13 protein-coding genes are annotated in these 13,203 nt (G+C 51.5%); 8 read left to right on the plus strand and 5 right to left on the minus strand.

Translation table 11 applies throughout. The features are described 5' to 3' along the window. The first annotated feature begins 1 nt into the window (after position 1). Both ACEPSU_RS03655 and ACEPSU_RS03660 read left to right on the plus strand, forming a co-directional pair. Complete coding sequence (locus ACEPSU_RS03655) at positions 2 to 709, plus strand: VIT family protein (protein ID WP_020090012.1); 708 nt, start codon at positions 2 to 4, stop codon at positions 707 to 709. Positions 710 to 805: 96 nt separating this feature from the next. Next, positions 806 to 2,386: an APC family permease gene (locus tag ACEPSU_RS03660; RefSeq protein ID WP_395322854.1), complete on the plus strand. Its 1,581-nt coding sequence runs from the start codon at positions 806 to 808 to the stop codon at positions 2,384 to 2,386. A 370-nt stretch (positions 2,387 to 2,756) separates the two neighbouring features. On the opposite strand, the gene ACEPSU_RS03665 is transcribed toward ACEPSU_RS03660, so the two are convergent. Then, positions 2,757 to 3,212 (minus strand): GNAT family N-acetyltransferase, encoded by a 456-nt coding sequence (locus tag ACEPSU_RS03665; protein WP_395323546.1) that lies wholly within the window; start codon positions 3,210 to 3,212, stop codon positions 2,757 to 2,759. 140 nt (positions 3,213 to 3,352) lie between these two features. On the opposite strand from ACEPSU_RS03665, the gene ACEPSU_RS03670 reads away from it, so the two are divergent. Further along, a complete protein-coding gene (locus ACEPSU_RS03670; RefSeq protein ID WP_395361599.1) occupies positions 3,353 to 4,396 on the plus strand; it encodes a lactonase family protein in 1,044 nt (347 codons plus the stop codon). A gap of 289 nt (positions 4,397 to 4,685) precedes the next feature. Here the strand turns inward: ACEPSU_RS03670 and ACEPSU_RS03675 are convergent, their stop codons facing one another. The 3 genes from ACEPSU_RS03675 to ACEPSU_RS03685 are packed head-to-tail and all read right to left on the minus strand — an operon-like array spanning position 4,686 to position 8,656. Next, positions 4,686 to 5,606, minus strand: coding sequence for a sce7725 family protein (locus tag ACEPSU_RS03675; RefSeq protein WP_395323550.1), 921 nt, complete (start codon positions 5,604 to 5,606; stop codon positions 4,686 to 4,688). A 3-nt stretch (positions 5,607 to 5,609) separates the two neighbouring features. Further along, the gene (locus ACEPSU_RS03680) at positions 5,610 to 6,296 is read right to left on the minus strand and encodes a hypothetical protein (RefSeq protein WP_260339667.1); all 687 of its coding nucleotides are present in this window, start codon (positions 6,294 to 6,296) and stop codon (positions 5,610 to 5,612) included. Next, complete coding sequence (locus ACEPSU_RS03685; RefSeq protein ID WP_395322858.1) at positions 6,293 to 8,656, minus strand: ATP-dependent DNA helicase; 2,364 nt, start codon at positions 8,654 to 8,656, stop codon at positions 6,293 to 6,295. Before ACEPSU_RS03685 ends, ACEPSU_RS03680 begins: the two co-directional genes overlap by 4 nt. Positions 8,657 to 8,806: 150 nt before the next feature. On the opposite strand from ACEPSU_RS03685, the gene ACEPSU_RS03690 reads away from it, so the two are divergent. Then, the gene (locus ACEPSU_RS03690) at positions 8,807 to 9,073 is read left to right on the plus strand and encodes a PTS sugar transporter (protein WP_395322859.1); all 267 of its coding nucleotides are present in this window, start codon (positions 8,807 to 8,809) and stop codon (positions 9,071 to 9,073) included. Between the two features lie 65 nt (positions 9,074 to 9,138). Next, positions 9,139 to 9,342, plus strand: a complete 204-nt coding sequence (locus tag ACEPSU_RS03695; protein ID WP_260339664.1) for a hypothetical protein — start codon at positions 9,139 to 9,141, stop codon at positions 9,340 to 9,342. 417 nt (positions 9,343 to 9,759) lie between these two features. Here ACEPSU_RS03695 and ACEPSU_RS03700 read toward each other — a convergent pair whose 3' ends face one another. Next, complete coding sequence (locus tag ACEPSU_RS03700) at positions 9,760 to 10,110, minus strand: hypothetical protein (RefSeq protein WP_260339662.1); 351 nt, start codon at positions 10,108 to 10,110, stop codon at positions 9,760 to 9,762. Between the two features lie 278 nt (positions 10,111 to 10,388). On the opposite strand from ACEPSU_RS03700, the gene ACEPSU_RS03705 reads away from it, so the two are divergent. From ACEPSU_RS03705 to pstA, 3 genes are all read left to right on the plus strand, one after another. Continuing rightward, the gene (locus ACEPSU_RS03705; protein WP_020090002.1) at positions 10,389 to 11,279 is read left to right on the plus strand and encodes a phosphate ABC transporter substrate-binding protein PstS family protein; all 891 of its coding nucleotides are present in this window, start codon (positions 10,389 to 10,391) and stop codon (positions 11,277 to 11,279) included. 82 nt (positions 11,280 to 11,361) lie between these two features. Then, positions 11,362 to 12,315 carry a phosphate ABC transporter permease subunit PstC gene (gene pstC, locus ACEPSU_RS03710; protein ID WP_020090001.1) on the plus strand — a complete coding sequence of 318 codons (954 nt, stop codon included), beginning with the start codon at positions 11,362 to 11,364 and terminating at the stop codon, positions 12,313 to 12,315. After that, positions 12,305 to 13,192, plus strand: a complete 888-nt coding sequence (gene pstA, locus ACEPSU_RS03715; protein ID WP_020090000.1) for a phosphate ABC transporter permease PstA — start codon at positions 12,305 to 12,307, stop codon at positions 13,190 to 13,192. Before pstC ends, pstA begins: the two co-directional genes overlap by 11 nt. The last annotated feature ends 11 nt before the right edge of the window (positions 13,193 to 13,203 follow it).

Below are 13,203 nucleotides of genomic sequence, written 5' to 3' on the forward strand. Positions count from 1 at the left end.
TATGGCAGCAAATGAAGAAGTACGTGTCAAAAAGCAAAAAGAAAAGCAAACGATGAGTGAAAAACTAAATACCTTGCGAGCTGGGGTGCTGGGTTCTAATGATGGGATTCTGACCGTTGTTGGGGTGCTGTTCAGTGTCGCCGCGGCGACGAACAACCAGTTTACGATTTTTATTGCCGGGCTCTCCGACCTGTTGGCCTGTGCCTTCTCGATGGCTTCGGGGGAATATGCCTCCGTCAGCACGCAGAAGGATACGGAAAAATCGGCCGTGGCACAGGAAGCGGCGCTGTTGAAGTCCAACTACGCTGACCAGGAGGCCGCAGTCCAGAAGTTCTATGAGGAACGGGGTGTCTCCGCCGAGACCTCCCTGGCCATCGCGCAGGACCTGATGCACAAGGATGCCTTGGCCACAGTGGTTAACGTGAAGGAAGACATTCAGCTTGGGCACTACATGAATCCCTGGAACGCTGCCTTTTCATCCCTGATTGCGGCTTCGCTGGGGGGCGCTTTTCCTCTGATCGCCATGAGCCTCTTTTCCACGGCTTGGCAGTGGCCAGCGACCATCGTTGCCGTTCTGCTTTCGGTGACTTTGACCGGGTTTCTGAGTGCTAAATTAGGACACGGATTAGTCCGGACGGCGATCATCAGAAACGTCATTGTCGGGATTATTACCATGTTTATTCACTATTACGTGGGGCAACTCTTCTAAGTGAAATATCGCTGCTTTCTTAGCGCATTGCCAGATTCCTAGTGTACAATGGGCCAATATCTTTTTTGAAAGTGAGGAATTTGGTTGAAGCGCAAGATGAGTTTATTTTCATTAGTCATGCTAACGCTGAGTGCCATCATCGGTTCAGGTTGGTTGTTTGGGGCGGGAATGGCCGCTCAGATCGCCGGCCCGGCCGCTATCCTATCTTGGATTTTGGGGGCCGTGGTTATCGGCCTGATTGCATTGAATTATATTGAACTAGGAACCATGTTTCCGACGAGTGGGGGGATGAGCCAGTATGCGGCTTTCTCCCACGGCCCCTTACTGGGGTTCGTTGCCGGCTGGTCCAACTGGCTGTCGTTATTGACGATTATTCCAATCGAAGCCGTTGCCGCCGTGCAGTACATGAGTTCCTGGCCCTGGGCCTGGGCGAACTGGACTAGGGGATTCTTGAAGGATGGGAACATTACCAATCAAGGGTTAATGATTGTCTTCCTGTTTATTTTGGCCTTTACGTTATTGAACTTCTGGTCGGTGAAGCTACTGACTAGATTTACCAGTTTTATCGCTGTTTTCAAATTAGCGATTCCCACGCTGACCATTATCGTGTTGATTGCGACTGGGTTTGAGCCGAATAACTTTGGTCATACCGCGGGCTTCATGCCCGGTGGGAGTGCGGCCATCTTCTCGGCAACGACGGCCGCGGGAATTATCTTCTCGTACAACGCCTTTCAGACGACGATCAACATGGGAAATGAGATCGCGCACCCGGAGCGTAACATTCTCTGGGGAATCGTGATTGCCTTTGGGATCAGTACCGTGATTTACACGTTGCTGCAGGTTGCCTTCATTGGGTCCGTGCCCGCGGCAAATCTGGCGCACGGGTGGCAGGGGGTTAACTTCCAGTCGCCGTTCGCGGATATTGCCATCCTGTTAAATCTGGGTTGGTTGTCTACATTACTGTATTTGGATGCGTTCGTCTCGCCATTCGGGACTGGCGTGTCCTTCGTGGCCACGACGAGTCGCGCCCTGGCTGCCATGACGGGGACCAAGCACGTGCCGACCCGGTTGGGTGAAATCAACCGGAAATACCAGACCCCCCGGCGGGCCATGGTGGTTGACATGTTGTTGGGGGTCTTACTGGTTGCCGGTTTCCGAAACTGGAGTGCGTTGTCTAACGTGATTTCCACGTCAACGCTGATCGCTTACCTGACGGGGCCAGTCACGGTGACTGCTCTGCGACATCAGGGACGCAACTTTGTTCGGCCATTTCGACTCCATTGGATTCACCTGTGGGCACCACTTGCCTACGTGCTGGCCAGTTTGGCCATCTACTGGGCGAAGTGGCCGACCACGGTTGAGGTCTTTGGTGTGATTGCCTTGGGTCTGATCTGTTACATTTATTATGAAATTCGCCAGCCAGCGGGATGGCACGCGTTACGCGCGAGCCTCAAGGGAAGCCGTTGGTTACTGGCAGAAATGGTCTGGCTTACGCTGATGTCGTATGCCGGCAGTCACGAGTTTGGCGGGATCGGGCAGATTGCCTATCCCCTAGACTTCCTGGTCGTCGCATTGGGTAGCCTGGCATGTTATTATCTCGGGGTTCATGATGCTTATCGGAGTGATTCTTTTGACATCGCACGCGAATTAAATCAGCGGGTGACGGAAGAGGATTAGGTTTAAGGGAGAATTTAAAGAAGCTGTTAGGCCTAATAGGAGGTCTAACAGCTTCTTTTGTCGTTAAATATTTTGTTATGTCAATCAGAAATAAAATTCGAATGGAACTGGCGTGGGCTAAAGCCATGTTAGCCGTGAGGGTGGTGTCAATCAGCTCAGCCGTGGGAATTCTCTTAGTGGCGGTCTGTGCCGCTTAGAGAATTGGTGACTTTGAAACTCGGTTCTCAGAGGTTCAAAGCAAGCCTGGAGACCGCTCTGTGGCTCCAGGCGTCCGCCCACAGCGTCACGGCTGATTGGCACCGCCCGGCAAGGCGTCTGAATTTTGACCACAGCAGGCAGAACCCCTGGCAGCCGTAGACGTCATTAAAGTCTAACGGTGGAGGCGCCAGGTCCAATCGGCATCGGCGCTGTTGGCCGTGAAGCCGGCCGCCGCCAGCACCGTTTCATCCAAGTTAACGGATGGCGTCAGCGTCATTTCAGTTAGTTGTAATTCATCGCGCCCAAAGTTAACCAGTCTGTCGACGATTTCCTGTTGCTCGTTAATCGGCAACCGTTTGCCCTCTAGACCAGCGTGGCCGGTGTGAGCGGGTAGGTCCAATGTGAAAAAGCCGCCCCAGCCCACTAACTTGTGGGTCCGGCGCCGTTCGATCCCCCAGGTTAAGGTGGATTCCTTCATGGTGGAGCGCATAGTATTATTGATCCAGTCGGCAGTTTCGGCGAGATCACGATTCGTGAGTGTGGCAACATTTTTTAATTTGAAACGGGTAAGCCAGTCGAACCGAAAACTAGGTGTTAACAGCGGGTGGTAACCCTCAAAGCTAGACATTTACAGTGATTCCTTTCCTAAAGCTAATTTACCCTATTGTACCGGTAAATCGACTAGGTTACCAGTGACTTCGTCAGGTGTTGTTGGCTGAGCTGTGCTATACTTGAAATAGATATGGTAAGTTGAAAGGGGTAGCACACATGACGGAAGATTTTTATATTGGGACTTACACCAAGCGCATTAGTCGCGGAATTTACCGGGTGAGTCTGGACACGAAGACGCCTAAGCTGATGGATTGCGAATGGTTAGCGTCTGCTGGGAGTCCGACTTATATCGCGAAGGCCGCTAAGAAGCGCCTGTATGTCATCAACAAGAAGGAAACCGATGGCCAGACCCAGGGTGGTTTGATTATCTATGATGTTTCCGAAGAAAAGCCACGGGCCATTCAACAAGTGCTGGAACACGGCGCTTCTCCAGCTTATGTTGCGGTTGATGAAGCACGGCAATTGGTCTACACGGCCAACTACCACAAGGGCTTGGTCAACGTCTATGCTATCGCTGACGACGGAACGTTGACGGAAACTGACGAAGTTCACGACGATGATCCAGTTGGACCAGCACCGGAACAAGCTGATGGCGCGCATCCTCACTTCACCAATTTGACGCCGGACAACCGGTTGGTCGTTTGTGACCTGGGGACGGACAAGGTCTACATTTACGACGTTTCAGACGCCGGTAAATTAACGGCCGTTAGTCACGTTGACCTGCCAGCTGGTTATGGTCCTCGTCACATCATCTTTGATGACAAGAAGGGCGTTGCTTATCTGGTCGGTGAATTGAGTAGCAACGTTGCTACTTTGGACTACGATGCCGCCGCTGGTAAATTAACGGTTAAGCAAATTAGCCACACGATTCCCGATGACTGGACGGAACACAACGGCTCAGCTGCCATTCGTTTGAGTAGCGATGGTCGGTTCGTGTACGTTTCCAACCGGGGTCACAACTCCATCACGGTCTTCGCGGCCGATGACGAAGGCAAGCTGACCACGGTACAACGGATCTCCACGGAAGGTGACTTCCCTCGCGACTTCAACATGAATTCCGACGAAAGCTTAGTGATTGTCGTCAACCAAAACTCCGACAACGCTACGTTATACAAGCGCGACGCAGACAGTGGTAAGTTAACGATGGTTCAGAAAGACTTCATGGTACCAGAAGGCGTCTGCGTGGTGCCAGTTAAGTAAAAAGAGTGTGAGCAAGGGCGGTAGCCAGTGAGCATTAACGTCAATAAGGAGAAAATCCCGGGTTTGGATTTTTCCTTATTGGGGTTAAGCGGAACTGGCTGCCCTTGCTCACACGTTTCGGCAACAGAGCCTTGGTGCGTAATCGCCAGCTCAAAGTTGCCGTTACGAAACACCAATAAAAATTAAAACGAGTAACCAGTATGAAAAAATCTGGTTACTCGTTTTTTAATGGTTATAGGATAGTAGCTATCTCGAGTGAAAAATCCCATGAATGACTAGCCAGAAAGCCTTAATCCACTGGAAAATTTTCCTTGAAGTACTGCGCCATCAGCTGTAAGTGGTGTTCCAGACTCAGCCGTTTTACCACGCCCAGTCCAGGGAAGTGCTGCTGCTCGTGGTAGGCGGCTAGCTGTTGTGCCGCGGGGGTCTGAGTGACCGCCGGTTGTTGTGGCAACCACTCGGCCAGTTTAGCCACGGCCTGGAAAAACTTCTCCTTGGGGTGGCGGAAGTCATTGCGGTCGGTGGAAACGAAGCGGTGGATGCGGAGCTGATTTCCACGGAAATACGTGAGATGCAGGGTGACCGCTTTGGCGGGATAGCCATGTTCGCTGTAGTGGCTGCCACCAATCGTGTAGTCACTAAAGCCGACGTAGTTATTGAAGTCGGCCAGTGTCCAATCGTCACTGAAGAAGCCGTCCACAATATCGGCGTAGCTTCGGTCGTGCTCCGGAAACCAAGCGTGATCGAACAGGCTGACAGTCGGGCGGTCCAGCAGCTGGCGAATGCGAGCTTCCGGGGGGACTAATAGGTAATCGGGCGCCGTCAACCAGCCAGCGTGGTGGGCCGCTTTGAGCTCATCGTATTGTCGAGCAATCAGCAGTGTGTGGTGTCCGGCTGGTGCTGTAAGGCTGTCTGGAATGAGCATGGGGGTCAGCACGTGGCCAACGATGAGATTGGGGTTATCCTGATACGGCCGCCAGTCGTGAAGCTTTTGTTGGGTCAACGCATAGTCGCTAACCGTTGGATTGGCAATGACCACCACCGGCTGGTCATGGTCGACGAAGGCCGCCACCGTTTGGGGTAGGGCACGGATGTCCCTGACCGGTTCGATGATGGGGATGATGTTGGCGGGTAATACGTGCTGCTGAGCAATATTTTTCAGTGCAAGCAGGTCGTACTGCCGGCCACGAAAGTAAGGGAAATAAAGCATGCGTCAGTCCTCCCTTAACCGTTGTTGGAGGTCGTGCAGTTCTAGGCTCAGAGCGTCCACTTCAGTCTGGAGTGCGGTGACCGCGGCCGATTGGGTGTCTTCAATGAATTGGTCGTAGAAATTGGCTTCGGGATCGTAGACGTCGTAGTGTTGGTGGCGCTTCTTCAATTCCTGATAGAGACGATCGGTGCCATACTGCTTCAGGCCGGTTTCCATCTGCTTGGCCTTATTGACTTCGCGGGCCTGCGACGCAATGAAACGGGTCGTCAGTTGACTAGCCGGTACTTGGAGTTCCTGCCGTCGTGGTGGCCGTGCCACGGTCAAGTAACCCGGTGTGACGGGGGCTTCGGTGGCCGTTGCCAGCATATCTTTATCGAAGGGCCGATAAATCAGAACGCCAATGCCAGCAGGAATCTCATCGGCAACTTCCTGATAAAGTTTCAACGGAAGGACGAAATAGTTGTAGTGACCGACGAAGGACAGCTTGGCCTTGGAGTGGAAATCAGACTTGGTGACCTTCAGTTCGTAGCAGCGCCATTCAATCGATAGATCCGGCATCTCCTGATAGCTGAGAGTGTCAACAATGCCAGCATCATCAGGCATTGTGACCTCCTCAACGGGGAAGGCACCGGCCTCACGACAGTAATAATAGAGTGTTTTTTCTAAAGCAAGGGTAAGCTTCGTTTTCATGAGGAGACCTCCTGGTGCCAGAAATTTTGCACGGCAGTCGTCAGTTGTTCAGGACGGTAGAGGCGGCGGAAATGCTGCCAGTGTTGCGGATACAAGTGGGTGTAGCGTGGACTAGAGAAACGTTGGTCCATCAGCAGGATAATGCCCACGTCCTTGGAGCCGCGGATCAACCGGCCAGCCGCTTGGAAGACATTGTTTAAACCGGGAAGTTGGTAGGCAAATGCGAAGCCCTGCTGGGACTGTTCGTCGAAGTAGTCACGGATAAGGTCGGTCTCCGGATTGATGCCGGGGAGACCAACGCTGACGACCCCCACGCCAATCAGCCGGTCGGCCTTGAGGTCGATACCCTCGGCAAAGATCCCACCGAGAAGGGCAAAGCCGACCAGCGTTTCCTGGGGATCGGCCACGAAGTTTGCAAGAAAGGCTGTGCGGTCGGCCTCGGCCATTTTAGACTGCTGGACGACGGTTTTAATGTGCGGGTAAGCCATCTGAAAGGCTTGCGTCACGTCGAGCAGGTAGCTGTAGGATGGCAGAAAAATCAGGTAGTTACCGGTCTTGCCGTCCACCAGCGTCTTGATTGCTAGCAGGATATTCGCGAGATTGGCGTTGCGTTGTTTGTAGGTCGTTTGAATGTAATTGGTGACCAGAATAGCTTGATGTTGCGGTTCAAACGGTGAATTAAGCTGGTAAGCCAGGCTGTCGGTGTCGCCCCCCAAGACTGTTTGGTAGTAGTCCATGGGGGAGAGGGTCGCTGAGAAGAGGACGGCACCGTGGCCCAGGGCGAGGCTGTCGGCGAGAAAGGCGCTGGGGTCCAGGCAAAGCTGCTTGATCGTAATATTGCCGTCTACCACGGCTAAGCGCATGCGATACGTATCGTCGTAATACTCGCCGATTCGTTGATAGCTGATGGCGGCGAAGTAGTAGTCGAGAATGCTCTGGGTGAAGGGCGTCTGGGGCTGGTCAACCAGCCAATCGTGGATGGCTTCAACCAGCCGTGACAGGTCGTGGTTGAAGTCCTCCGGTGGTGTGAGAAAGGTAGTATCGGTCTTGCCGTCCTGAAGGAGTGGGGCCACGATGTCATCGAAAGTGGCGCGCAGATCCTGCAAGCGCCGTCGTAGCTTCGGTGTGGCCTGTTTGAGGTCGCGACTCTGTTCAACCAGGCGGTCTAACGGCCGACTGGTGAGTTCGGCGGAATACATTTCTCGTGAACGGCTGACCAGGTTGTGGGCTTCGTCGATCAAGAAGAAGTTGTCCGGATCCTCGGCGGTAAAGAACCGTTGGAGGTGGACTTGGGGATCGAAGAGGTAGTTGTAGTCGCCAATAATGACATCACAAAAGAGGCTCGCGTCCAGTTGAAATTCAAACGGGTCGAGCGTATGTTTGCGGGCGTATTCCTCGATCACGGGTCGCGTGAGCTGGTCGTTGTGATTGATGAGATCGAGCAGAGCGGGTTTGAGCCGATCATAGTAGCCTAACATGTAGGGGTTCTCATCCGGCTGCAGGTCAGCTTCTTCTGGAAACTGAATCTTTTCTTTGGCTGTGAGCGTGATACTCTTGAGCTTGAGTCCCTGACTCGCCATGAGGCTGACGGCTTCTTCGGCCACGGTTCGCGTACTCTGCTTGGCTGTTAGGTAAAAGATCCGTTGGATGACACCTTCGCCGATGGCCTTGATGGTTGGAAAGAGGGTGGAAATCGTTTTCCCCGTACCAGTCGGTGCCTCGGCAAAGAGTCGTTTGCTGGTGAGAATCGTCTTGTAGACGGCAACGGCAAGCTCGTGTTGACCCGGGCGGTAGTGGCCGAAGGGAAAAGTGAGCTGTTGAATGGTTGGGTCGCGGCGCTCTCGCAGGTCGGACCGGAATTTTAGCCAAGTGACGTATTCGGCAATGACCTTGTCGAAGAACGCCTTGGCGGCTTGACGGCTGATGACTTGGTCCGTCTGGGTCGTCGTCTCCGTATTGGTCTGAAAGTAAGTTAAAGTCAACGTGACTTCATCGAGATCGGTCTCTTTTTGCATCAGTAAGTAGGCGTAGAGCTTGACCTGGCCCCAGTAGAGGGTCAGTGTGTTCTCGCTGAGCTGGTCAAAAACGGTCTCGGACGTCTTGATCTCTTCAATGCTGGCGCCGTCGTCGGTCAATGTCACGCCGTCCGCTCGGCCGTGAAGCAAGTAGTCGGCCCCATTTAGGGTAAGGTTTAGGTCGAGATAGTATTCTTTCTGATAATTTTCTCCGCGCTGTTTTTGCAGGCGACGGTGGATGCGCGCACCCAGGAGCGCCGTATTTTGGCTATTACTGGTGCTACCCAAGTCCCCGGTTCGCAAGGTAAATTCAACTAATTCACGAACCCCTAGTTTAATTGGCATGCGCTCATCGCCTCCATTTCTGGCAATAATCATACCATACTTTGGACTGACTTTGAACGCGTGTTCGCGGGATAGTTTGACCTTGTGAAATAAAGTGAAAAGTCTTGGCTTTCAATATGTAATCGCTTACAATAGAAGTAAGAGGTGATCATGATGAAGACCATTGGATTTCCATTGTTTGAAGAGATGCCAACCGTTGATGAAGCCCCCGCATTACAGAAGATCTGCCAGAAGCATGATAGCAAGGCTAGGATTAAGGTTCGTGACCTTGAAATTGACCCCAGTCAGCACGAAGAGGTTGCCGAACTAGTGGGCTACGCAGGCCATTACGTTCGAATCGTTGCGGAGGGGCCAGACGAAGCGCAACTGGCCGGCGCAATCCACCAACAATTGGCAGCAGATAAGTATTGTTACTAGCCGCTTGACGGCGACCAACAGATTCGCTAAGCTCAGGTTAAACAAGAATTCAAGGAGACTTAGCGGTGAGTGAAGAACAGATAGCACGACTATGTGAAATTGCCCCCAAGTATGGTTTACATCTGGAACATCGGGGATTGGTCATCACCAAGGTAAACGACCAACCCACGGAACTGGATACGACCAAGTACATGCCGGATCAGTTCATTGATTTGTTGACGCAGATTATTGGAACTAATATGAAGGCCGATTTGTGGGATTGGAAATAAGGAAAAGAGTGCGCCAAGGAGCGATTAGACAGCGAGCATTAACGTCATAAGGAGAAAAATCCCGGGTTTGGATTGTTCTTCTTATGGGGTTAAGCGCAACTGTCTGCTCCTTGGCGCACGTTTCGGCTGTGTAGAGTTAGGAAAGCAATCCCGAGCATTAACGTCATAAGGAGAAGAATCCCGGGTTTGGATTGTTCTTCTTATGGGGTTAAGCGCAGCTAGCTGCCTGCTGTCTCACGTTTCGGCTATATGAGATTAGAAAGTAACCACAAATAGTATCTTCAGTTTCAAATTAAGCAGTCCCCAACAATTGATCGAAAAAATTTCCTTGTAATAAGATTCAAACAGACAAAAGCAATGAAAAAATACCGTTAGCCCGGTGACTTTAAAAGTCAATCGGACTAACGGTATTTGCGTTTAAGCTTCTTCCCAGCGATTAAATTCTTGGGGATGGCTACTCAGGTAATCGATGGCTTCTTGTCCCAACGCCTTGGTTGCGGCATCGAAGTCACTTGGTGCGTCAGCTTTATCGGCGTCAGCTTCGTCCCGAAGGAAACCGGAGGCGAGGTCCAAATACTTGGTTCGCCGACCGACACCATTATCCTTGAATAGGTCGTCCAGACCGGTCAGATCACTCTTGCCGGCGGCAGCGACTTGCTGCGCTAAATCTGCCTTTTCACCCAATTTTGATGCGGCATAATCCATTAAGAAGTCGTTCATATCAACGATCATGGCGTGTCGTGCTTTACGTTCACTTTTATTTGCCACTTCTGGTCACCTCTTACTCTAATTCTAGCCATTTTGGCGGCAAGACGCAATTAACGACCCACATTTATGCAATTAATCGTGTTTGGGGGTTAACTATCGAAATATAAAGGAATTTATGGAGAATTTGGCAACATTTACCGAAAATTTACACGATTGCTACGAATAATATATATTCATCGCTTAGAATCAGGGTTGTAAGTTATGGGGAGGCATTTTGAGAAAAGCTATCGCGATTCTTAAAATGGTTCTACTACTTTTAATGACATGGAGTGACAGAGATGAATAAGGGATCAAAGTTAGCAATGGGGATTGCAGCACTTAGCATATTATTAGTCGGTTGTGGGAAAGCCACTAGCTCAACTAGTAGTAAGGGAAGTAGCGAAGCACTTTCTGGTAAGGTAACTGCCGTGGGGTCAACCGCATTACAACCACTGGCAGCTAAGGCGGGTGCCAACTTTACCGCTAAGAACAGCAAGGTTAATTTGACCGTCCAAGGTGGGGGTTCTGGGACTGGGTTAAGTCAAGTTCAAGCCGGAGCAGTTTCAATTGGTGACTCCGATATTTTTGCCGAAGAGAAGGATGGTATCAAGGCTGACAAGTTGACTGACCATAAAGTAGCCGTCGTGGGGATGGCACCAGTCGTCAACAAGGACGCCGGCATCAAGAACTTGAAGATGGCCCAAGTGAAGAAGATCTTCACGGGTAAGATTACCAACTGGAAAGAAGTCGGTGGTAAGGATCAAAAGATCGTCATCATCAACCGGGCCCAAGGTAGTGGGACGCGAGCAACGTTTGAAAACGCCGTATTGAAGGGTGCAACTGCCGTTAAGTCACAAGAACAAGACTCCAACGGTGCCGTTCAAAAGATCGTTTCCACGACGCCAGGGGCCATCAGTTACTTGGCCTTCTCTTACTTCACGAACAAGTTACAAGCCGTTTCTATCGATAATGTAACACCAACTGATAACAACGTACAAACGAACAAGTGGAAGATCTGGTCCTACGAACACATGTACACCAAGGGTACGCCTGACAAGGCAACCGCTGCTTTCTTGAAGTACATGGACTCAAAGGCCGTTCAAAACAGCTTGGTTAAGGACATGGGTTACATCAGTATTCATGACATGAAGGTTACCAAGGATGCTAAGGGTGTCGTTACCCAGAACTAGCACCGAAAATCTTTGTCAGTAGTCGTCACAGGGTGGAGGTGCGGTCGTAGCACCTTCACTTTTTTTAAGGGGGAGTCATTCAATGGAACAAACTAATTCACAGCTCAAAAACCAAGACACCCAATCACATGAGTGGGATACACGGTTGCATCACGCAACCAAAGCTACGCATGAAGATTGGATCGGTCGCGGGATCAGTTATTTCTGTATTGGTATTATCATTCTCGTGGTCGCGTCGATGCTGTGGTTCATCACCTCGAAAGGGATTGCCACGTTTACGCAAAATCACGTGAGCCTCTGGAAATTCTTATCGGGGACTAACTGGGCACCCGACCAAGGCAAAATCGGGGCATTGCCCATGATCTTAGGGTCGTTTGCCGTGACCTTCGCCGCCGCAATCGTTGCAACCCCGTTTGCGTTGGGTACAGCCATCTTCATGACTGAAATCTCGCCGAACCGCGGGCGGAAATTCCTACAACCAGTCATTGAGTTGCTGGTTGGGATTCCATCCGTTGTTTACGGGTTCATTGGTCTGGCCGTCGTCGTACCATTTATGCGGCACTTAGTCGGTGGTTCTGGTTTCGGAATCATTTCAGCAACCTTCGTCCTGTTCGTCATGGTCCTGCCAACGATTACGTCGATGACCGTTGACAGCTTACGGGCCGTTCCACGGTTCTACAAGGAAGCGTCACTAGCATTAGGCGCAACGCGTTGGCAGACGGTGTCGCGGGTCATTCTGCGCTCGGCAACTTCCGGAATCTTAACTGCAATCATCTTTGGGATGGCCCGGGCCTTTGGAGAAGCCTTAGCCGTTCAAATGGTGATTGGGAACGCCGCAATCATGCCGAAAAACTTAATCTCACCAGCTTCAACGTTGACCAGTCAATTAACGACGGGGATCGGGGACACCATTGATGGGACGTTACCGAACAACGCCTTGTGGTCATTAGCTCTAATTCTGTTATTAATGTCACTATTTTTCAACGCACTGGTACGTTTCATTGCTAAGAGGGGGCAACTCAAACATGAACGCTAAACGGACTGATTTCATTGCAACGGTCGTGATTGACTTGATCGTTGCCTCCGTTGTGGGAATTCTCTTCTTCCTACTCGCTTATATTTTAACTGCTGGCTTGCCCCACGTGAGCTGGTCATTCCTGACGGGTGCGACCGATGCCTTTAGCGGTGCCGGTGGTATCGGGGTGCAACTGTTCAATTCATTCTATCTGTTGCTTTTGACGATGTTGATTTCCGTGCCCATTTCGTTGGGTGCCGGGATCTACCTGGCCGAATATGCTAAAGACAACTGGCGGACTAGTCTGATCCGTTCCGCGATTGAGGTGCTGAGCTCCTTGCCATCCGTAGTGGTGGGGCTGTTTGGTTTCTTACTCTTCGTGGTGAAGTTCAAGATTGGATTCTCCGTTATTTCAGGGTCGATTGCCCTGACCTTCTTCAACTTGCCGTTGTTGACCCGGAACATTGAAGAATCACTCAGTGCCGTTTCGCGGAGCCAACGTGAGGCCGGCTTGTCACTGGGCTTGTCCAAATGGAAGACTGAACTGGGAATTATCTTACCGGTAGCCTTACCGGGGATTGTGACCGGGATCGTCCTCAGTGCCGGACGGGTCTTCGGTGAAGCCGCTGCCTTGATTTACACGGCCGGCCAGAGTGCTCCCGTGACCAACTTCGCGGATTGGAATCCAATGGATCCAGCGAGTCCGCTGAACCCATTCCGACCAGCCGAAACGTTGGCGGTACACATCTGGAAAGTGAACACTGAAGGACTGGCCAGCAACGCGGCAGCCTTATCCGCAGCGGCTTCGGCCGTCCTGATCATTGCGGTTCTCCTCTTCAACCTAGGCGCACGGTTATTAGGAAATTACCTGTATCGGCGCGTCACGGCTAGCAAGTAGGGGGTGCAGTC

The sequence above is a fragment of the Levilactobacillus parabrevis genome (genome assembly GCF_044051715.1).
GTDB lineage: Bacteria > Bacillota > Bacilli > Lactobacillales > Lactobacillaceae > Levilactobacillus > Levilactobacillus parabrevis.

Bases quoted from the DNA above. Each gene is read 5' to 3' on its own strand.
- ACEPSU_RS03655 (WP_020090012.1), top strand. From the start codon at position 2: ATGGCAGCAAATGAAGAAGTACGTGTCAAAAAGCAAAAAGAAAAGCAA.
- ACEPSU_RS03670 (WP_395361599.1), top strand. From the start codon at position 3,353: ATGACGGAAGATTTTTATATTGGGACTTACACCAAGCGCATTAGTCGC.
- pstC (WP_020090001.1), top strand. From the start codon at position 11,362: ATGGAACAAACTAATTCACAGCTCAAAAACCAAGACACCCAATCACAT.
- ACEPSU_RS03705 (WP_020090002.1), top strand. From the start codon at position 10,389: ATGAATAAGGGATCAAAGTTAGCAATGGGGATTGCAGCACTTAGCATA.
- ACEPSU_RS03685 (WP_395322858.1), bottom strand. From the start codon at position 8,656: ATGCCAATTAAACTAGGGGTTCGTGAATTAGTTGAATTTACCTTGCGA.
- ACEPSU_RS03665 (WP_395323546.1), bottom strand. From the start codon at position 3,212: ATGTCTAGCTTTGAGGGTTACCACCCGCTGTTAACACCTAGTTTTCGG.
- ACEPSU_RS03675 (WP_395323550.1), bottom strand. From the start codon at position 5,606: ATGCTTTATTTCCCTTACTTTCGTGGCCGGCAGTACGACCTGCTTGCA.
- ACEPSU_RS03690 (WP_395322859.1), top strand. From the start codon at position 8,807: ATGATGAAGACCATTGGATTTCCATTGTTTGAAGAGATGCCAACCGTT.
- pstA (WP_020090000.1), top strand. From the start codon at position 12,305: ATGAACGCTAAACGGACTGATTTCATTGCAACGGTCGTGATTGACTTG.
- ACEPSU_RS03680 (WP_260339667.1), bottom strand. From the start codon at position 6,296: ATGAAAACGAAGCTTACCCTTGCTTTAGAAAAAACACTCTATTATTAC.
- ACEPSU_RS03660 (WP_395322854.1), top strand. From the start codon at position 806: ATGAGTTTATTTTCATTAGTCATGCTAACGCTGAGTGCCATCATCGGT.